Origin of the sequence: Streptomyces sp. 549, assembly GCF_030124175.1 — a bacterium.
Classification (GTDB): Bacteria; Actinomycetota; Actinomycetes; order Streptomycetales; family Streptomycetaceae; genus Streptomyces.
Window position 1 is genome coordinate 1 of sequence record NZ_JASKMT010000011.1, and the last position, 19076, is coordinate 19076.

Annotated in this window: 13 protein-coding genes and 2 pseudogenes; 8 read left to right on the plus strand and 7 right to left on the minus strand. The window is 74.9% G+C overall.

Features of this window, described 5'->3' with window-relative positions; translation table 11 throughout:
- The 3 genes and pseudogenes from QNO07_RS14590 to xylB form a co-directional block, all read right to left on the minus strand.
- Positions 1–265: pseudogene (locus QNO07_RS14590) on the minus strand (hypothetical protein); the annotation flags it as partial.
- A gap of 219 nt (positions 266–484) precedes the next feature.
- Positions 485–1711: an ROK family protein gene (locus QNO07_RS14595; protein ID WP_283992422.1), complete on the minus strand. Its 1227-nt coding sequence runs from the start codon at positions 1709–1711 to the stop codon at positions 485–487.
- A gap of 99 nt (positions 1712–1810) precedes the next feature.
- A complete protein-coding gene (gene xylB / locus QNO07_RS14600) occupies positions 1811–3238 on the minus strand; it encodes a xylulokinase (RefSeq protein WP_283992423.1) in 1428 nt (475 codons plus the stop codon).
- Positions 3239–3334: 96 nt separating this feature from the next.
- Here xylB and xylA point away from each other — a divergent pair, with 96 nt between their 5' ends.
- Positions 3335–4507, plus strand: a complete 1173-nt coding sequence (gene xylA, locus QNO07_RS14605; protein ID WP_283992424.1) for a xylose isomerase — start codon at positions 3335–3337, stop codon at positions 4505–4507.
- 76 nt (positions 4508–4583) lie between these two features.
- Here xylA and QNO07_RS14610 read toward each other — a convergent pair whose 3' ends face one another.
- A complete protein-coding gene (locus QNO07_RS14610) occupies positions 4584–4844 on the minus strand; it encodes an SGM_3592 family protein (RefSeq protein ID WP_283992425.1) in 261 nt (86 codons plus the stop codon).
- 232 nt (positions 4845–5076) lie between these two features.
- Between QNO07_RS14610 and QNO07_RS14615 the strand changes: the two genes are divergently transcribed.
- From QNO07_RS14615 to QNO07_RS14635, 5 genes and pseudogenes are all read left to right on the plus strand, one after another.
- Positions 5077–7806: an ATP-binding protein gene (locus QNO07_RS14615; RefSeq protein ID WP_283992426.1), complete on the plus strand. Its 2730-nt coding sequence runs from the start codon at positions 5077–5079 to the stop codon at positions 7804–7806.
- 487 nt (positions 7807–8293) lie between these two features.
- Positions 8294–8392: pseudogene (locus tag QNO07_RS14620) on the plus strand (hypothetical protein); the annotation flags it as partial.
- A gap of 238 nt (positions 8393–8630) precedes the next feature.
- Positions 8631–8783 (plus strand): hypothetical protein, encoded by a 153-nt coding sequence (locus QNO07_RS14625; protein WP_283992427.1) that lies wholly within the window; start codon positions 8631–8633, stop codon positions 8781–8783.
- A gap of 106 nt (positions 8784–8889) precedes the next feature.
- Positions 8890–9948 carry a terpene synthase family protein gene (locus tag QNO07_RS14630; RefSeq protein ID WP_283992428.1) on the plus strand — a complete coding sequence of 353 codons (1059 nt, stop codon included), beginning with the start codon at positions 8890–8892 and terminating at the stop codon, positions 9946–9948.
- The gene (locus QNO07_RS14635; protein WP_283992429.1) at positions 9945–11306 is read left to right on the plus strand and encodes a cytochrome P450; all 1362 of its coding nucleotides are present in this window, start codon (positions 9945–9947) and stop codon (positions 11304–11306) included. The genes QNO07_RS14630 and QNO07_RS14635 overlap by 4 nt, the downstream gene beginning before the upstream one ends.
- A 62-nt stretch (positions 11307–11368) precedes the next feature.
- Here QNO07_RS14635 and QNO07_RS14640 read toward each other — a convergent pair whose 3' ends face one another.
- On the minus strand, positions 11369–12478 hold the full coding sequence (locus QNO07_RS14640) for an MBL fold metallo-hydrolase (protein ID WP_283992430.1): 1110 nt from the start codon (positions 12476–12478) through the stop codon (positions 11369–11371).
- Positions 12479–12735: 257 nt separating this feature from the next.
- Here QNO07_RS14640 and QNO07_RS14645 point away from each other — a divergent pair, with 257 nt between their 5' ends.
- Together QNO07_RS14645 and QNO07_RS14650 are read left to right on the plus strand one after the other, a co-directional pair.
- Positions 12736–13617, plus strand: coding sequence for a hypothetical protein (locus QNO07_RS14645; RefSeq protein ID WP_283992431.1), 882 nt, complete (start codon positions 12736–12738; stop codon positions 13615–13617).
- A gap of 235 nt (positions 13618–13852) precedes the next feature.
- Positions 13853–14653: an SGNH/GDSL hydrolase family protein gene (locus QNO07_RS14650; RefSeq protein WP_283992432.1), complete on the plus strand. Its 801-nt coding sequence runs from the start codon at positions 13853–13855 to the stop codon at positions 14651–14653.
- Here the strand turns inward: QNO07_RS14650 and QNO07_RS14655 are convergent.
- Together QNO07_RS14655 and QNO07_RS14660 are read right to left on the minus strand one after the other, a co-directional pair.
- Positions 14623–16002, minus strand: a complete 1380-nt coding sequence (locus QNO07_RS14655; RefSeq protein WP_283992433.1) for an SWF or SNF family helicase — start codon at positions 16000–16002, stop codon at positions 14623–14625. The genes QNO07_RS14650 and QNO07_RS14655 overlap by 31 nt on opposite strands.
- Positions 15999–19031 carry an SCO1167/SCO6262 family helicase gene (locus QNO07_RS14660; RefSeq protein ID WP_283992434.1) on the minus strand — a complete coding sequence of 1011 codons (3033 nt, stop codon included), beginning with the start codon at positions 19029–19031 and terminating at the stop codon, positions 15999–16001. Before QNO07_RS14660 ends, QNO07_RS14655 begins: the two co-directional genes overlap by 4 nt.
- Positions 19032–19076 lie beyond the last annotated feature (45 nt).

Genomic DNA, 19076 nt, shown 5'->3' on the forward strand with positions numbered 1-19076 from the left:
CGGGGTCCGGCGGCGGTGGGGCCGGGGCGGGTGGTGGGGGAGTGGGGGAGGGGCTGGGCGGCGGCGGTGACGGCCGGGCGCAGACGTCGGTCATGGGTGCACCGCCGAGCGCCTTCTCCAGGGCGTCGTGCAGCGACCGGTCGGGGTCGGAGAACGCGCATGCGTCGGCGTGCGCCGGCGAGGCGTTGCCCACGGGCACACCGAGGACCAGTGCCGCAGCGGCTGCTGCTCCTGCGGTGGCCCGCACGAGGTGACCTGTCGTCATGATCGCGATGGTGGGGCACGCCGGGCGTGATACCCACCCGGAACGGGGGCCGTTCCCCGAATCGGGTGATAAGTGGGATCAGATGTCCGGCGTTCGGGCGGGTAAGTGGCCCTCCCGAACGGGCAGTTGTGCGCCACGAGCCACGAGCCACGTGCCAGGCGCCGACCGGGCGGCGGGCGGCCGAGATGGTGCGCGACGCGGAGCCTGGTGGGGCCGGGATCAGCCGGGGCGGCCGGGCGGGTGGTCGAGCACGGTGCGCACCACCGAGTGGGCCGCGCCCAGCAGCGGCCCGTCGGAACCCAGGCGGGACACCGCGAGCGCCGGCGGATGCGGCAGCCGGCGCGCCAGTTCCGCCTCCGTGGCAGGCAGCAGCCACGGCGCGAGCTGCGCCAGCCCGCCGCCGAGCACCACCGTTGCCGGGTCGAGCAGGTTGACGGCGCCGCTCAGTGCCACGCCCAGCGCGGTGCCCGCCGAGGCGAGCGCGAGCCGGACGGGCTGCTCGCCGGACGCCGCCCGCGCGGCCAGAGCGGCGGTACGCGCACCTGGCCCCTCGCTCCCGGGCCCATCGCTCCCGGGCCGGGCGTCCCTGTCCGTGGTCGCGGGTCCCGCGGCGCGCAGCACCGCTTCCTCGCCTGCGTACTGCTCCAGGCAGCCGCGCGAGCCGCAGCCGCAGGGGCGGCCCTCCGGCTGGACCGGTACGTGGCCCAGCTCGCCTGCGAACCCCCGGGCGCCGCGCAGGAGTTCACCCTCCACCAGGATCGCGGCGCCGATCCCGATGGCGGCCGACACGTGCAGCGCGTCGCGCGGCTCGGGGTCGTGACCGCCCAGCCACAGCTCGGCCAGTGCCCCGAGGTTGGCCTCGTTGTCCGCGCACAGCGGGCTGCCCGCCTCCCTGGGCAGGTGGCGGGCCAGGTCGACGTCCCGCCAGCCCAGGTTGGGAGCGCGCACCACGGTGACGCGGTCCCGGGCGACCAGGCCGGGCACCGCCACGCAGACGCCCGCGGGTTCCAGGCCGGCCTCCCGGGCCTCTGCGGCCACCTGCGCCACGAGGCCCGCGAGCCGGGCCAGGACCGGGCCCGGCTCGCTGTCCCGGCTGTCGGCGGCCACGACGGCCCTCGCCCGGACGGCGCCGCGCAGGTCCACCGCGCACACCTGGAGGCGGTCCACGCCGATCTCCGCGCCGATACCGCAGGGCCCGCGGTCGTTCAGCGCCAGGTCGGTGCCCGGCCGGCCGACGGCACCGGAACGTCCCGGGCCCTGCTCGACCAGCAGTCCGGTGGTGAGCAGTTCGTCCACCAGGGTCGACACTGCGGCCCTGGTCAGGCCTATGCGGGCGGCCACCGACGCCCGGGAGAGCGGCCCGGCGTCGGCCACCACGTGCAGGACGGCGGCGAGGTTGCGCCGCCGCACGTCCTGCTGGTTACGCGGCCGGGCTGCGGTGGCCATGCGGTCCGTCCTTGCTGGTCGGTGGGTGCGGAGAGCGGGTCGCCGGGCGGGGCGCCGGACCGGCGGTCAGCCGGGTCCGGCTGCCCGCCCGGCTGCCGGTCACGACTGACGCAGCAGGGTATCCGCCGCGTCCAGGGTGTGGCTCAGCCGGTCCAGCGCCGCCTCGTCGCGCGGCACCGCGTCGTGGTCCTGGCCCTCTGAGGTGCCCCACCGCCGCGCCACTTCCGCCGGGTCCTCGCCCAGCAGCAGCCCGGCCGCCTGCGCCGCCGCGCCCAGGGCCACCAGCTCCTGCGCCCGGGGCACCCGGACCGGGCGCCCCGACAGCCGGCGCACGGTCTCCCGCCAGGCGGCCCCCTTGGCGCCGCCGCCGATCAGCAGGATCGGCGTCCGCGGGTCGCTGTCGGCCTCCAGCACCAGGTCAAGCGCCCGCAACAGCGCGTACACCGCCCCGTCGTAGGCGGCCTGGAGCAGCTGGCCGCCGCTGGTGTCGTGGCGTAGCCCGTACACCAGGCCCGAGGCGTAGGGCAGGTGGGGCGTGCGCTCCCCGTCCAGGAACGGCAGGACGACGGCCTCGCCACCCCCTGCCACCGCTTCCCGGTCGAGTCCGAGCAGGCCCGCCAACCGGTCGACGGCCAGCGTGCAGTTGAGGGTGCAGGCCAGCGGCAGCCAGGCGCTGCCGGCGTCCGCGAAGCCGGACACGGTCCCGGTCGGGTCGGCGGGCCGGGTGCGGGAGACGGCGTAGACGGTGCCGGAGGTGCCCAGGCTCAGCACGGGCTGGCCGGGGCGCAGCCCCAGGCCGAGCGCCGCCGCCATGTTGTCGCCGGTGCCGGTGGCGACCAGCGCGCCGGCCGGCAGGCCGGCCGAGGCACCCGGCCGGACCGTGCCGGCGGCCTCGCCGGGTGTGGGGACGCGGGGCAGCAGGGCCGGGTCGAGGCCGATCAGCTCCAGTACCTCCGGGTCGTACGCCTCGGTGGCTGACGCCCACCAGCCGGTGCCGGAGGCGTCGCCGCGGTCGGTGACGGCCTCGCCGGTGAGCCGCTCGGTGAGGTAGTCGTGCGGGAGCCGCACAGCCCGGGTCGCCGCGACCGCGTCCGGTTCGTTCTCGGCCAGCCACATCCACTTGGGTGCGGTGAAGGACGGCGCCGGCACGCTGCCGGTGCGCTCGGCCCACGCCTTGGGCCCGCCGAGCCGCCCGACCAGCCGGTCGCGCTGCGGCGCGGAGCGCACGTCGTTCCACAGCAGAGCGGGACGCACCGGGCGGCCGTCCGCGCCGAGCGTGACCAGGCCGTGCTGCTGGCCGCCGACGGATACTGCGGACGCGCGGCGGGCGGCGGCCCCGCACTGCGCCAGGGCCTCCCGGAGTGCCTGCCACCACTGCTCGGGGTCGCTCTCGTGCTGGGCGCTGACGGTGTGCGGCGCCTGTCCCCGGGCGACGACCTCGCCGGTCGCGGTGTCGACGACCAGTGCCTTCGTCGACTGGGTGGAGCTGTCCACCCCGACAACGAGCGGACCTTCGGGTGCGGCCATGCCTTGTTCCTCCTCGCTGCTCGCCGGGGGGCTTCCCCCGCATGCTTGCGCATACTAATTTGTTAAGAGCGATGACGAAATACGGAAGGACATGGCATGGACCCCCGACCGACACCGCAGGACAAGTTCAGCTTCGGTCTGTGGACCGTGGGCTGGCAGGGTCGCGACCCCTTCGGTGACGCGACCCGACCCCCGCTCGATCCCGCCGAGTCCGTGCGGCGCCTCGCCGACCTCGGCGCCTGGGGTGTGACGTTCCACGACGACGACCTCATCCCCTTCGGCGCCTCCGAAAGTGAGCGGGCCGCCCACGTGGGCCGGTTCCGCCAGGCGCTGGACGAGACCGGCGTGGTCGTCCCGATGGCCACCACCAACCTGTTCACCCACCCCGTCTTCAAGGACGGCGCCTTCACCGCCAACGACCGCGGCGTACGCCGCTTCGCCCTGCGCAAGACCATGCGCAACATCGATCTCGCCGCCGAACTCGGCGCGCAGGTCTACGTCGCCTGGGGCGGGCGCGAGGGCGCCGAGTCCGGCGGGGCGAAGGACGTGCGGCTGGCCCTGGACCGGATGAAGGAGGCCTTCGACCTGCTGGCGGACCACGTCACCGAGCAGGGCTACGACCTGCGCTTCGCCATCGAGCCCAAGCCCAACGAGCCGCGTGGCGACATCCTGCTGCCCACCGTCGGGCACGCGCTCGCCTTCATCGAGCGGCTGGAGCGGCCCGAGATGTTCGGCGTCAACCCCGAGACCGGCCACGAGCAGATGGCCGGGCTGAACTTCCCGCACGGCGTCGCCCAGGCGCTGTGGGCCGGCAAGCTCTTCCACATCGACCTCAACGGGCAGTCCGGCATCAAGTACGACCAGGACCTGCGCTTCGGCGCGGGCGATCTGCGGGCCGCGTTCTGGCTCGTGGACCTGCTGGAGACCGCCGGCTACGAAGGCCCGCGGCACTTCGACTTCAAGCCGCCGCGCACCGAGGACATGGACGGTGTGTGGGAGTCCGCCGCCGGGTGCATGCGCAACTACCTGCTGCTCAAGGAGCGGGCGGCGGCGTTCCGGGCCGACCCCGACGTCCGGCAGGCACTGCGCGACTCCAGGCTGGACGAACTCGCCCTGCCCACGCTGGAGCCCGGCGAGAGCGCAGCGGACCTGCTCGCCGACGCCACGGCCTTCGAGAAGTTCGACCTCGACGGGCACGCCGCCCGCGGCATGGCCTTCGAGCGGCTCGACCAGCTCGCCATGGACCACCTGCTGGGGGCCAGGGGCTGACCACCGGAAGCGAGCGGCCGACTCCGCGCGGGGCCCGGGACCCAGGTCCCGGGCCCCGCGCGGAGCGGATCGGCGGTCAGTCGTCCTTCTTGCGCCGCCAGCGCTTGCGTTCCTTGCGCTCCTGGCGCCTGCTCCGGCTGAAGAACCAGCCCGCGGGCGGAGCGTCGGCCCGCCACGGCTGGGGCTCCGGCGGGGCGTGGCGCCAGCGCTCCTGCAGCATCCTGGTGCGGGCGGCGGGCTCGTTCACCTCCGCGTCCCGGATGAACTCCTCGTCGAGGACCAGCTCGTCCCAGTCCCGGCTCTCGTCCTTGCCCCGGTCCTGCGGGTCGGTGCTCACGTCCAGCCTCCCGTCCGGCGGTACGGCCTCTGTTCCCCCATGAACGTTCCTGGCCCGACGGGTGTTCCCGGCAGCCCCTCCGAGGGGGTTCTCCCGGATCACCTCACGGCCTGTCACTACCGCGCTACCCTGGCGTCACGCTACGCCGACTCCGAGCCGCCACCCCAGCGGACTCGGGCACTCAACCGCCAGTCAGCCGCGGCGCGGACGGTGCCGTGCCGGAGGGGAACGCGTGGGTTCCGAGCAGTTCGACACGAACGAGGCAGAACACCACCGGCATCCCGGTGGCGGCTACCGCGGTCCGCTGGAGCGCGAGGCCGAACTTGTCAGCGCGCAGATCGCCGTGGACGGCCTGTACGGTCGCGGCGGCACCGGCCCGGCCGGGGTGCCGCGCGGCGGCCGGCTGTCGTTCACCGGCCCGGCCGGAGCGGGCAAGTCCACGGTGCTCGACGAGGTGCGCCGGATCGCGGCGGACCGCCAGTGCACCGTGCTCGCCGCCAGGGGCGGCGAACGCGAGCAGGCCATCGCGTTCCACCTCGTGCGGCAGCTGCTGCTTCCGCTGCTCGCCACCTTCTCCGAGCGCGAACTGCACGACGTGCTGGGCGACTGGTACGCCATCGTCGGCCCCTGCGTGGGGCTCTGCCCCGCCGAGGAGGGCGCGACCCCCGACCAGCAGGGCGTGCGGGACGGGCTGGACCTGGTGGTGACCCGGCTCGCCGCCCGGCGCGGGCCCCTGGTCCTGCTGGTGGACGACGCCCACTGGGCCGACCACGAGTCCCTGCAGTGGCTCACCGCGTTCGCCACCCGCATCGAAACGCTGCCCGTGCTGCTCGCCACCGCCTACCGGACGGACGAACTCCCCGCGGACGCAGCGGCGTTGAACGCTCCGGACCGGGACGCGGGCCGCCCGCTGGAACTCGCCCCGCTGACTCCCACCGCCGTCGCCGGTCTGTTGCGCGAGACGCTCGGTGCCCACGCGGACGATGCCTTCTGCCACGAGGCGTGGCTCGCCACCGGCGGCAACCCCTTCCGCACGGTCGAACTGGCTGCCAAGGCCGCGGACCGCGGCCTGTCGCCGACCCGGGAGAACGCGCTCCGGCTGAGGGAACTGGCCGACTCCGACACCGGCATCGGGCTCGTCGAGCGCCTGGACGAGCTGGGCTCCTCATCGGTCCGCCTGGCCTGGGCGGTGGCCGTGCTCGGCTCCGAGGCGACGCTGCCGCTGGCGGCGTCGATGGCGGCGCTCACTCCGCTGGAGGCCGCGCAGGGCCGTGAGCGGCTGCGGCGGGCCCGCATTCTCAAGGCCGAGGAGCCCGTCGAGTTCGTGCACCCGCTGGTCGCCACCGCCGTCTACCGTGAGGTGCCCGCGGCTGTGCGGGTCGCGCTGCACGGCAAGGCCGCCTGGGAACTGGTGGAGTCGGGGCAGGGCGCCACCGCCGCCGCCCGCCACCTCCAGGAGACGCACCCGGACGGTGACCACTGGGTGGTGGAGCACCTGCGGGCCGCGGCGCGCGAGTACCTGAGGACGGGAGCGCCGGACGCCGCCCGCCGGGCCCTGGAACGCGCCCTGCGGGAGCCGCCCATCGGGCAGGCCCGTGCCGACGTGCTCTACGAGCTGGGCAGCCCCGCGCTCATGCACGATCCGGTGGCCTCGGCCCGGCACCTGCGCTCGGCACTGGAGGAGCCGGAGGCCACGGTCGGGCTGCGGCAGAACGCCACCATGCGGCTCGCCCGGGCCCTGACCTACAGCGACCGGCTGCCCGAGGCGGTCACCGTGATGGAGGAGGAGGCCGCCCGCGCCACCGACTCCCGGGCCCGGCTGCGTCTGCTCGCCGAGCACTTCATGATGGCGGCCTTCACCGCCGAGGACGGCGGCGCCCCGGCCAGGTCGCGCCGTCTGGCACGCATCACCGAACGGCTCACCGGCCGTGACCGCACCGAGCGCTACCTCTTCGGGCTGCGGGCCTGGGACGCGATGGTCCGCGGCGAGCCGATGGCGGTGGCCCTGGAACACGCCGAACGCTCCCTCGCGCTGGGCGACATGCGGTGGACCGACGAGGACTGGGGCTTCGAGGTCCCCACTCTGGTCGCGCTCACCTTCCTGCACTGCGACCGGCCCGACCGCGCGGACGAACTGTTCGCACGCGGCGTGGGCGAGTTCGAGCGGCAGGGTTGGCGCGGCGTGCCGCTCGCGCTCGGCTACACCTTCCTCGGCCACGTCCGCTACCGCAGCGGCCGCCTCACCGACGCCGAGGACTTCGTCCGCGCCGGACTGCGCCTGGCGGACCGGGTCGGCCCGGCGACTCCGGTGCACTGCTCCGCGACGGCCAGCCTGCTGCAGATCCTGCTGGCCCGCGGGCGGACCGCCGCCGCCGCGGAACTCGCCGCCGAGCACGGCTTCGCCGAGCCCTTCCCCTCAGGGGTGTTCCCCGACGCCCAGGCAGTGCGCGGTGAACTGCTACTGGCCCGCGGCATGGCCAAGGAGGCGGCCACCGACCTCGCCGAGGTCGGGCGCCGCTTCGACGCACGCGGCATGCGCAACCCCGGCTGGTGCCCGTGGCTGCCGCATCTGGCCCTCGCCACCGAGGCCACCGATCCGCAGCGCGCCCGGGACCTGGTGGCGGAGGCGGTGCGCCGCGCCGAGCGCTTCGGCGCTCCCTCCGTGCTCGGCCAGACGCTGCGGGTCGCCTCCCGGCTGAGCGAGCCCGCCCGGCGCGTCGAGACGCTCCAGCGGGCGGTCCACTGCCTGGAGCGCTCGCCGGCCGCGTCCGAACGCGCCTCCGCACTGGTGGAGTTGGGCGCCCTGCTGCGCAGGGCCGGGCGGACGCGGGAGGCTGCGGAGTGCCTCTACCGCGGTGTGGACGAGGCCGCGCAGTGCGGGGCTGAAGCCGTCGTCAGCCAGGCCCGGGAGGAGCTGGACGCCGCGGCGCTGCGCCCGCGCCGCCTCGACCCGCCCGGCTGAGCCGAGCGCGCCCCTGCGCCGTGCCCCTGGCCGCTCACCGCGAGGGCTTGAGCAGGAACGATTCGCCAGTGACTGCCGGAGACGGCGCGCGGGCGGCTGCCGCGCGCCGCCCCGCGCACCACCGTGAGAGGGGTGGGGTGCCAGAGGCACATCCACCGGTTTCCGAGCCGTGGAGGCGGTGAAGGATAGCGTTCAACCGTTCGGGCCCCAGCCCCTTGAGCAGGAGCCCCCGGCACGGCACACGGCACACGGCAGCACGGCAGAGCGCGGCACGGGCTCGGCGAGCGGTGACGGAGGCGACCGCGTCATGACCACCACTCTCACTGACGGACAGCTCGAACCCGCTGCGATACGCGAGGCGGTCGACGTCGTACTGACCCGGTTCCTCACCTCCCGCCACGGCCGACTGGCCGCCCCGCCGCCGGCCGACGCCGTGGGCGCGCTGCGCGATCTGGTACTGGCCGGCGGCAAGCGCATCCGGCCGCTGATGTGCCTGTGCGGCTGGCACGCCGCCGGCGCCCACGGCGATCGGGAGGCGGTGCTCAACGCCGCCGCCCTGGAGCTCTTCCATGGTTTCGCCCTCGTGCAGGACGACGTCATGGACGACAGCGCCACCCGCCGCGGCCGTCCCACCGTGTACCGCGATACCGCGAACTGGCCGAGCGGCACCGCGCCGAGCAGGTCAACGGCGACCTCCGGGACGGCAAGTGCACCGTCCTCATGGCCGTCGCGCACCAGCCGGCCGGGCCCCGGCAGCGTGCCCTGCTGCCGGGGCCGTGGGCCGGCCGACACTCACCGCACAGGAGGCAGACGAGGTGCGCGGCGTGCTCCGCGACACCGGAGCCCTGGCGGAGGTCGAGCGCATGATCGAGGACCGGCTGCGCACGGCGCTGCTGGCCCTGGACGCGGCGCCGTTCCCCGACCACGTCCGCGTGCCGCTGCGCACCCTGGCCAGATCCTCCTACCGCAACTCCTGAGGTCCCGTCTCACCCGCCTCACCCGGCTCCCGCATGCCCTCAGGCCCGTCCGATGCTCAGGTCCGTCCGGATCCTCCGGTCCGCAACCGTCCCTCCAGGAGTACCGGTGCACCACACCACGCAGTCGCCCACCGCAGCCCCCACAGCAACCGGCACGGCCGACCGCTACTTCCTGCCCGAACTGCCCCGCCTGCTGCCGGTGGCCTACCACCCCCAGGCCGCGCAGACGGAGTTCCGCTCCAACGCCTGGGTGCGCAGGCACCTGGGCGCCTGCTTCGACGGGGAGGCGCACCTGCTCAGACTGCTGCGCGAGCGAGTCGGCCTGTACGGGCCGCTGACTGCGCCCCTCGCCGACGACCAGCGGGTGCTCGACCTCGCCGACTTCTACCACTTCGTCGGCCTCATCGACGACCTCGCCGTCGACCACTCCGCCCTGGGAGCCAACAGCAGCGGCGCCCGGGAGGTCTTCGGCCGTGTCCTGTCCGGCTTCGGCGCGGACACCGACCCGGCGTTACCACTGGGCCGTGCCGCCGCAGACCTGTGGCGGCGCGTCAGCCCCGGCCTCAGCCCGCGCCAGACCGACCGGTTCCGTGCCGCACTGGCGGTCTTCCTCGACGGCATCGCCGCCGAACTGCCCTTCCAGCTGGGCGGCGGCGTCCCCGACTACCGGACCTACACGGAGTTGCGGCTGGACAGCTTCGGCTGCGACTTCATACTGCTGCTCAACGAGTACGCCATGGCCGTGGACATGTCCGGGCTGCGGGAGACGGCGGCCTTCGCGGAGCTGCACGGGCACGGCATGCGGCAGATGATCCTCGTCAACGACCTGCTGTCCCTGCGCAAGGAGCAGGGCGATCCGATGAACGCCGTCCGCGTCCTGGAGCACCACGACCGCATTCCGCTGCAGCAGGCCGTCGACCGGCTCTGCGGCCTCGTCGAACGCCACGAACGCGGTTACGTGGCCGCCCGTGACGCCCTGCTGCGCACCGCGCCGGGAAGACGGGCCGACGTCCGCGCCTACCTCACCGGACTCGACCACCTGCTGGGCGGAGCCCAGGAGTTCGAGTACCTGACACCGCGCTACTTCGGCGACGGATCGGTGTGGGACGGCACCACCTCCGGCTGGGTCGACCTGTCCGGCGGACCGGCGAGGCTGGTGCCGTGAGCGCCGCCCCGGCCGTGCGCCGCCCGGTGGCCGCCGCCCCGGGCGCCCTGCCCCTGCTCGGTCACGCGCTGCCGCTTCGCCGCTCCCCGCTGGCGTTCCTCGCCGCGCTGCCCGCCTGCGGCGACCTGGTCGAGGTCCGCCTGGGTCCGCGCCGCGCCCATCTGGTGTGCGATCCCGACCTCGTGCAGCAGGTACTGCGGGACTCGCGCACCTACGACAAGGGCGGGCCGCTGTTCGACAAGGTCCGGCTGCTCACCGGCGACGGGCTGGCCACCTCCGACTGGGAGGTGCACCGGCGCCAGCGGCGACTGATGCAACCGGCCTTCCAGGTCTCCCGGATGGCCGGCTACGCGGAGGTGATGAACGAGGAGATCGCCGCCGTGCTCGCCGGCTGGACACCCGGCCGGACCTTCGACGTCAACGCCGCCATGCAGGCCATGACGGCCCGCATCATCGTGCGCACGCTCTTCGCCGCCCAGATCGACGAGCGGGCCGTCACCGAGATCCAGCAGTGCCTGCCGGTGTTCACCCGCGGCGTGTACCGCCGCATGGTGGCGCCCTTCGGGTTGATGGAGAGGCTGCCCACGCCCGCCAACCGCCGCTTCGACCAGGCACTCGCCCGGCTGCACTCGGTCATCGAGCGGACGATAACGGCCTACCGGGCGGACGCCGACCACGGCGACCTGATGTCCACGCTGGTCAACGCCACCGACTCCGGCACGGGCGAGCGGCTGACCCCCGACGAGATCCACGAGCAGGTGGTGAGCCTGCTGCTGGGCGGGACGGAGACCACCGGCAACGTGCTGTCCTGGTCCTTCCACCTGCTGGACGAGAACCCGCAGGCCCGTGAGCGGTTGTTCGCCGAGGTCGACGAGGTGCTGGACGGCCGGCTGCCGGTCTTCACCGACCTGTCGCGGATGCCGTACGCCCGGCGGGTGCTCACCGAGTCCCTGCGCCTGTACCCGTCGACGTGGCTGCTCTCACGCAGCACGACCGCCCCCGCCACGCTCGGCGGGCTGGAGCTGCCTGCCGGGAGCATCGTGCTGTTCAGCTTCTACGCGATCGGACGCGACGCCCGCCACTTCACCGACCCCGAACGGTTCGACCCCGACCGGTGGCTGCCCGAGCGGGCCGCCGGCGTGCCGCGCAGCGCGCAGCTCTCCTTCGGAGCCGGGAGCCGCAAGTGCATCGGCGACCAGTTCGCGCTGGTGGAGGCCCTGCTGCTGCTCACCGCCGTCAGCAGCCGCTGGCGACTGCGCGGCGCACCCGGCTTCCGTGCGGTGCCCGAGCCCAAGGCCAGCCTCAGCACCGGCCCGCTGCCGATGACCGGCGAGCCACGCTCACCGGGCGAACGGTGACCCGCCGCCCGCGGTCCCTGCGGTCGGCGGGGGCGAGCGGGTGGGCGAGCGGGAGGAGTGGGTCAGCGGGGACGTGCGCCGGTGGTGCCGGAGGAGGCGGCGCCTGCCGGGTCGCCCTGCCGCCACCAGCGGTCCGTCGGCAGGGCGTCGGCGGCAGGCTCGAAGGGCAGCCCCGGCGGAGGGACGGCGATGCGCACGCCGGCTGCGACTGCCCCGGTCAGCGAGCGCTCGGCCGGTTCGTCCCACGGGTGCGGGGCCAGGTTGAAGGTACCCCAGTGGATGGGCAGCAGCACCCCGCCGCCGAGGTCGCGGTGGGCGTGCAGCCCTTCCTCGGGGGTCATGTGGATGTCGGGCCAGTGCGGGCTGTAGGCCCCGATCTGGATCATCGACGCGTCGAAGGGCCCGTGCTCACGGCCGATGTCGGCGAACCCGGGGAAGTAGCCGGTGTCGCCGCTGTGGAAGACGCGGTGCCGCGGACCGGCGACACTCCACGACGCCCACAGGGTCTGCTGCCTGTTGCGCAGGCCGCGTCCGCAGAAGTGGCGCGCAGGGGTGGCGGTCAGCGTCAGGGAGCCGACGGTGGTGGACTCGTGCCAGTCGAGTTCGGCGATCCGCTCGGGCCGCACGCCCCAGCGCTCAAGGTGGGCGCCCACCCCGAGGGGCACGGCGAAGCGCACGTCGCTGCGGGCCAGTGCGCGGATCGACGGCATGTCGAGGTGGTCGTAGTGGTCGTGGGAGACGACCACCACGTCCAGCGGCCCGACCTCGGGCAGCGCGAGCGGGGGGCGGTGGAAGCGGCGGGGCCCGGCGAAGCTGAACGGCGAGCAGCGCTCGCCCCACACCGGATCGAACAGCACCCGGTGGCCGTCGATCTCGGCGAGCACCGTCGAGTGGCCGCACCAGGTGAGCCGGAGTCCCGAGGCGGGCCGCGCGGACAGGTCGGGCGTCTGCACCGGCACGGGCGAGACCGGCCGGCGGCCGTCCCGCCGCAGCAGGGCGCGCAGCATCTCCGCGCGTCCGCCCGCCGGCTCCGCCGCGAGCGGCGGGGTCGCCGGGCCGCCAGGGTTGCGGAAGGCGCCGGCCGCGGTGTCGAAGTGCGGGGACGCGAGGATGCGCCGCAGCCGCTCGCCCTCCGGTCGGGCGCCGAAGGACGCCGGTCTCAGGCCGCGCATGGAACCTCCCGTGTACAGATGCAAGGGCAACGCCGCTGCCGGCGATTTTAGTTCCCCCGGTCCCCGCGACCGCGTAGCCGAGGCGGCGCTGCCACTGCGCACGCCGGACGTGCGGCCGTCCGCCGTCGCCGTCGTGCCCGCCCCGTGCCCGCCCCGCCCTCAGCGCCCTTGCCACCCGGAGCGGAGGGCGGGTTGCGGACTGTGAAGGTGGTGCACCTGCCGGTCCGCAGCTGTTCCAGGCATGTCAGAGTGGGCGTATGACGATACCGCCGCCGCCCGGGCACCAGCCTTCCCACCAGCCGCCGCAGGGGGCCGGGTTCGGTCCGCCGGCACCCGGTGCCTACGGCTACCCCGGTGTGCCCGGCAGCCCCGGCGGCGAGGCGGGTTACGGCTACCCGGCGGGGCCGGGCGGCTCCGGCGGCTTCGGTCAGCCCGGTCCGCCCGGTCCGCCGGGCCCGCCCGGGCCCGGCGGCTGGCCGCCGCCCCCGCCGCCTCCGGGCGGTGGCAATCGCAAGGCCCTGGTGATCACGCTTGTGTCGGTGGTGGCGGCCGGCGTGTTGATCGTGGGAGCCGCCCTGGCGTTCACCGGCGGCGACAAGGGTGAGGAAGCGCAGCCCAGCCCCTCGCCCACGACACCAGGTGCCGCACCCTCCCCGTCGCCGACCCCGGAGGACGGCGCGGACCGCTTCGACGACTCCGAGGACGACCCCTACGACGGCGGCGACCGCTTCGACGACCCGTCGAACAGCCCGTCGGCGTTCGACTGGGAGTCGAGCATGCCGACTCCCACCAGCGGTCCGCGTGCCGCCTACCAGCTGCGCCCGGGCGACTGCTTCGACATCTCGAAGGAGAAGGAGGGCTTCAACGAGAAGCAGCCCTGCTCCGTCGCCCATGACGCGGAGGTCGTCCACCAGGAGAAGCTGACCGGCGACTACACGACGGATGAGGAGGTCAGCTCCAAGGCGGACTCGCTGTGCAAGGCCAAGCTGGAGCCCAAGGCCCGCCAGCAGCCCGCGGGCAGGCAGTTCCGCACGCTCGCCCAGTTCCCGAAGGTGACGGGGTACCGGCTCGGGATGAAGACCGTCACCTGCAGCCTGGTCGCGGCCGAGGGCAGCAAGCTCACCGGCACGCTCAGCTGAGCCGGAGGCGCGGCGTCTCGTTGGCCGTCGCGCTTCTCTGACGCCCCCTCACCAGGTCGTACTTCTGGGCCTGCTGCTCACCTGTTCGGCCCAACCACCGTCACCGGCACCTCCCTTCGTTCGTTCCGCAGCGCGGAAATGAACGAAATCTTTGGCATGGACACTTCTCGAACGGGTTGTGCGCTGCTACGACAGATGTCACAGGCGTTCCTCCATGTCCCCCACGGGAGGTTCCATGCATCTGCCCCGATTCCTGACGGTTTTCGCCGCTCTGGCGGCCCTCATCGCACTCCCCGCGCTGCACGGCGCGGGCGCCGCCGCGACACCGCAGGCAGCGGTCTCCTACGTAGCACTCGGTGACTCCTACTCCTCCGGCGCGGGCGCCGGCAGCTACCAGAGCGGCAGCGGAGACTGCCGTCGCAGTAACCGGGCCTACCCGCAGCTGTGGAGCAACGCGAACTCGCCCTCCTCCTTCCACTTCACCGCGTGCTCCGGGGCACGCACCACCGACGTCATCAACAACCAACTCGGACCGCTCAGTTCGGCCACCACGCTGGTGAGCGTCAGCATCGGCGGCAACGACGCCGGATTCGCCGACGTCATGACCACCTGCGTGCTGCAGGGCGAGAGCGCCTGCCTCAGCCGGGTCGCCGTCGCCCGGAACTACATCTCCGGCACCCTGCCGGGCCGCCTCGACGCCGTCTACGGTGCGATCCGCGGCAAGGCACCGGCCGCCCAGGTCGTGGTGCTCGGCTATCCGCGCATGTACAAGCTGGGCACCGCCTGCGTGGGCATCAGCGAGCGGTCGCGGGCCGCGCTCAACGAGGCGTCCGACGCGCTGAACGAGGTCACCGCCAAGCGGGCCGCCGACCACGGGTTCCGGTTCGGTGACGTGCGCTCCACCTTCACCGGGCACGAACTGTGCTCGGGAGCCGCCTGGTTGCACGGCCTGACCTGGCCGGTCGGTGACTCCTACCACCCCACTGCCGCCGGACAGTCCGGCGGCTACCACCCGGTGCTGAGCCGCAACGCGTGAGCCGTCGGCACCGCTGACCGCGGGACGGCCAGTGACTCGGCCACGGCCGCCGCCGGATCCTTGGACGGCGGCCCGGCCGGCCACCACTGCCCGTCCCGGCTGCGGTACGGCCACCACAATCCGCGGGGGCCGTACCGCAGTTGCACTCCCGCCTCCGCCTCCGCCTCCCCGGCCGCCCCCACAAGCGCGCCCGCTGCGGCAGCCGTCCACACGCTGCCGGACCGGTTCCACACCGGCTGCTCCTCCTCGTCCCGCCAGGCGCCGGCCAGTTGTGCGCCGGCCCGTCCGAGGGCTGCCGGTTCCGGCTGCCACGTCCCGTCCAGCACGGCCAGTGCCTCGGCCCCGCCGAGCTGCCAGGCCTCAACCGCGCGCCGCAGTTCGAGCGTGCCCCGCCTGCCGGCGGCGGCCAGCCGGTGCTCGACGCGTTCGCCCGGTCCGCCCGCGGCCAGCCGTACCGCGTCCGCGTCCTCTGCGAGCGGCTCCGCCACCGGTGCCGACGCGTGGCCAGGCGCCCGCGCCTCCGCCAGCAGGCGCGCCGCCCGCCGTGCGGTGTCGGCGACCAGGTACGCCAGCGCCTCGACGTCCACCTCCGGCGGCGGTGGCACGTCGGTGTCCCAGCCCGCGGTGCCGCCGGGCTCTGATACCGGCGGGACGTCCGGCCAGTCGGCGGCCGGCGCCGCTCGCGCGTACACCCGGGCTGCCTCCTCCCCGGGCCCCGACGGGTCGTGGGACGCCGGGCCGGCGGGCACGGCCGACCGCCGCTGCACGTCGGCGCACACCTCGTCGGCGGTCCGCCCCCGCAGGAGCAGCAGCGCGAAGGGGTCCTGGTCCAGCAGTCGGGCGAACTGCCGGCCCAGCGCGGCGGTGTGCGCGCAGGACTCCCAGGCGCCGCAGCCGCACTCCGCCTCCGTGTCGCCGATGCCGGGCAGCAGTTCCACCCCCGCCGCCTGCGCGTCCTCCGCGAGGGTGGCGGGAAGCACGCCGTCGAGCAGCGCGGCGAAGTGCCCGGCCTCGCCCGCCACCACGTCCAGCAGCCGCTCCCAGTCGCCGTCCGGCAGCGGGGGCAGCAGCACGTCCGCCCGGTGCCCGGTGCCGTCCCGGTCGTGGACCACGGCCGTGACGCGGCCCGGCCGCACCGACACCGCGCCCACCGCGCCCGATCGGGCGAGCCGGCGTCCGGCGCGCAGCGCGGCGGTGTCCAGGGTGCTCGCCTCCCACGCGGTCAGCCAGCCGACGCCCCACCAGCTGCGGGCGAACGCGCGTCCCGGTGGCGGCGGCAGCGCCGGATAGGTGCGCACGCGCTCCTGCGGCGGGCTCTCGTGGCTGGGGGAGCGGTCCTCGGCGTTCAACGACTGCTCCTTCCGGTCCGGGCGGTAGTGGGTTGGCCGGCCGGTTCCCCGGCTGCCGGTCCGTGCAGGGCCACCAGTTCGGCCAGTTCACCGTCGGTCAGCTCCGTCAGCGCTGCTGTGCCCGAGTCGAGCACGGCTTCGGCCAGCGCCGCCTTGCGGGCGAGCAGCCGGGCGATGCGGTCCTCCACCGTCCCCTCCGCGACCAACCGGTGCACCTGGACCGGCCGCGACTGGCCGATGCGGTGCGCCCGGTCGGTCGCCTGGGCCTCCACGGCCGGGTTCCACCAGCGGTCGAAGTGCACGACGTGCTCGGCCCGGGTCAGGTTGAGGCCGGTGCCCGCGGCCTTCAGGGACAGCAGGAACACCGGCACCTCACCCGCCTGGAAGCGGGCGACCATCTGCTCACGGGCCCGCACCGGTGTTCCGCCGTGCAGCAGCATCGTGGGCACCCCGCGCGCGGCGAGATGGCCCTCCAGCAGCCGGGCCATGCGCACGTACTGGGTGAAGACCAGGGTGCCGGCGCCCTCCGCGAGCAGGGTCTCCAGCAGCTCGTCGAACAGCTCCAACTTGCCTGAACGGCCCGCCAGGTCGGGGGAGGACTCCTTCAGGTACTGCGCGGGGTGGTTGCAGATCTGCTTGAGGGAGGTGAGCAGCTTCACCACCAGGCCGCGACGGGCCGGGCCGTCGGCGTCCGACACGGCGGCCAGGCCCTCGCGGACCACCGCCTCGTACAGGCCGGCCTGCTCGGCGGTGAGCGCCACCGGATGGTCGGTCTCGGTCTTGGCGGGCAGCTCCGGGGCGATGCCCGGATCCACCTTGCGGCGGCGCAGCAGGAACGGCCTGACGAGGCGGGCCAGTTGCTCGGCGGCCGGGCCACCGCCCGCGGCCTGCTCGGCCTCGACGGGGTCGGCGTGCCGACGGCGGAACGCGGGAAGCGTGCCGAGCAGCCCGGGAGTCGTCCAGTCCAGGATGGCCCACAGCTCGGTGAGCCGGTTCTCCACCGGCGTGCCGGTGAGTGCGACGCGGGCCCGCCCCGGAACGGCGCGGAGCCGTCGGGCGGTCGCGGCGTACGGGTTCTTGACGTGCTGGGCCTCGTCTGCCACCACCAGACCCCAGTCAGCCGCAGAGGCCAGGGCGTCGGCGTCCCGCCGCATCGTGCCGTAGGTGGTGAGCACGAACCCGTCGTCGGCCACCGCGTCCAGGGTGCGGGCGCCGCCGTGGTAGCGGCGTACCGGTGTGCCGGGGGCGAACCGCTCGATCTCGCGCTGCCAGTTGCCGAGCAGCGACGCAGGGCACACCACCAGCGTCGGGCCGGCCGTCGCCGGGGTGTGCTGCCTGCGTAGGTGCAGCGCGATCAGGGTGACCGTCTTTCCCAGGCCCATGTCGTCGGCCAGGCAGCCGCCCAGGCCGAGCGAGGTGAGCCGGTCCAGCCAGCCCAGTCCGCGCAACTGGTAGTCGCGCAGCGTCGCGTCCAGTCCTTCCGGCGGCTCGACGACGGTGCCGCCCCCGTCGGCGCCCGACTCCAGCAGGTCCCGGACCGCGGCGAGCCGTCCGGCGGCCCGGACCTCGACCTGCTCGCCGTCCTCCTCCCACGTGCCGGACAGCGCACCCCGCAGCGCCTCGGCGGCGCCGACCTCGCGGTCCCGGCGGGCACGTGCCCGCCGCACCGCCTCGGGGTCCAGCAGAATCCAGCGGTCCCTGAGCCGCACCAGCGCCCGGCCCGCCTCAGCCAGCCGGTCCAGTTCGGCGCGGGACACCTCCTCGCCGTCCACGGCGAACCGCCAGCTGAACGCCAGCAGGGACTTCGGCGACAGCAGCCCGCTGCCACCGCCGGGCTGCCCGTCCCAGGTGCCGTCCCGGTCCAGGTCCGCGCCGACGTCGAGCCGGCGGACGAGGTCCCTTGGCCAGTGCACCTGCACCCCGGCGGTGTCCAGGCGCCCGGCGGTCGCCGGGCTGAGCAGTTCGCCCACCTCCTCGTCGGCGAGTTCGACGGAGTCGGGCACGGACGCGGTCAGCAGCGCCCGCAGCGGCTCCCACGCGGCGGCTGCGCGGCGCAGGGCGAGCAGGGTCGCGGTGCGGGTCTCCGGGCCCATGCCGGGCGGGGCGTCACCCCGCCACAGCGCCGCCGCGTCGGTGACGAGGGAGGCACGTGCGGTGCTGTGCACCTGGAGCACGGCACGGAAGCGCACGTCGTCGGCGGGCTCGTGGTCGCCTGCGGCGGCCTCCTGCTCGATCCGCAGCGAGAGCCGCACCCCGGAGTGGTGCTCCGCCGCCACCGCCGAGGTCCAGGCGCGCAACTGCGGCACCTTCTGCGGCACCGGCGACGCGAAGGCGGGTCTGCCCGCGGCCAGCGCCGCAGCCGGGGTGCGGGGCAGGCCGTCGGCGACGGCGTCCAGGAACGCGTACAGCAGCCCGTCCGCCTCCGGCAGCAGTACCGGGCCGTCGCCGGGCAGCGGCACGGCGCGCGCGTCGGCCGGCATCGCCCCGGCGAGCGCGCCGACGCGTTCGGCGTCGCCCGGATCGAGCGGGCCGAGCCGCCAGGCGTCGTGGTCACCGTCCGTCAGGCCCGGCAGCAGCCGCCCGCGGGCGGCGAGTTGCAGTGCCAGCAGCGCGGCGGCACCCCAGAATCCGGCGGCGGTCCCGGTGCCCGAGGCGCGGGCCCTGGTGAGAACGGGGATCGCCTCCGCCACGGGCAGCTCGAAGGCCGGCACGCTCCGCAGCTCCACGCCGCTCCCCGCGGAAGCCCCGTCATCGCCACGGTCGCCGGTGCCGCTCCTGCCGCCGTCATTGGCGCCGCCGCCTCCGCTGCCGCCGTCCGCAGGCAGGGCGACGGTGAGAGTGGTGCCGCCGTGCGGGTCAGCGTCCGCCTGCGGGTCCGCAGCGGAGGCGCTGTCCGGCAGGGGCGGGCCGCCGTGCGGATGCCAGAAGGCGACGGTGGACTCGCGTGGCGGGTCGGCGGGTAGGAAGACGGCCGCGCAGGCGGCGAGCGCGGAGGTCTGGGCGGGGCTGAGAGGCGTGGTCGGGGGCACGGCGCTGACGCATTCCTCAAACTTGACTACTGGGGGCGGAGGTCG

What these genes read in the sequence shown, in the direction of transcription:
- QNO07_RS14595 (WP_283992422.1), bottom strand. Translation starts at nt 1,711, where the DNA reads ATGGCCACCGCAGCCCGGCCGCGTAACCAGCAGGACGTGCGGCGGCGC.
- xylB (WP_283992423.1), bottom strand. Translation starts at nt 3,238, where the DNA reads ATGGCCGCACCCGAAGGTCCGCTCGTTGTCGGGGTGGACAGCTCCACC.
- xylA (WP_283992424.1), top strand. Translation starts at nt 3,335, where the DNA reads ATGGACCCCCGACCGACACCGCAGGACAAGTTCAGCTTCGGTCTGTGG.
- QNO07_RS14640 (WP_283992430.1), bottom strand. Translation starts at nt 12,478, where the DNA reads ATGCGCGGCCTGAGACCGGCGTCCTTCGGCGCCCGACCGGAGGGCGAG.
- QNO07_RS14645 (WP_283992431.1), top strand. Translation starts at nt 12,736, where the DNA reads ATGACGATACCGCCGCCGCCCGGGCACCAGCCTTCCCACCAGCCGCCG.
- QNO07_RS14650 (WP_283992432.1), top strand. Translation starts at nt 13,853, where the DNA reads ATGCATCTGCCCCGATTCCTGACGGTTTTCGCCGCTCTGGCGGCCCTC.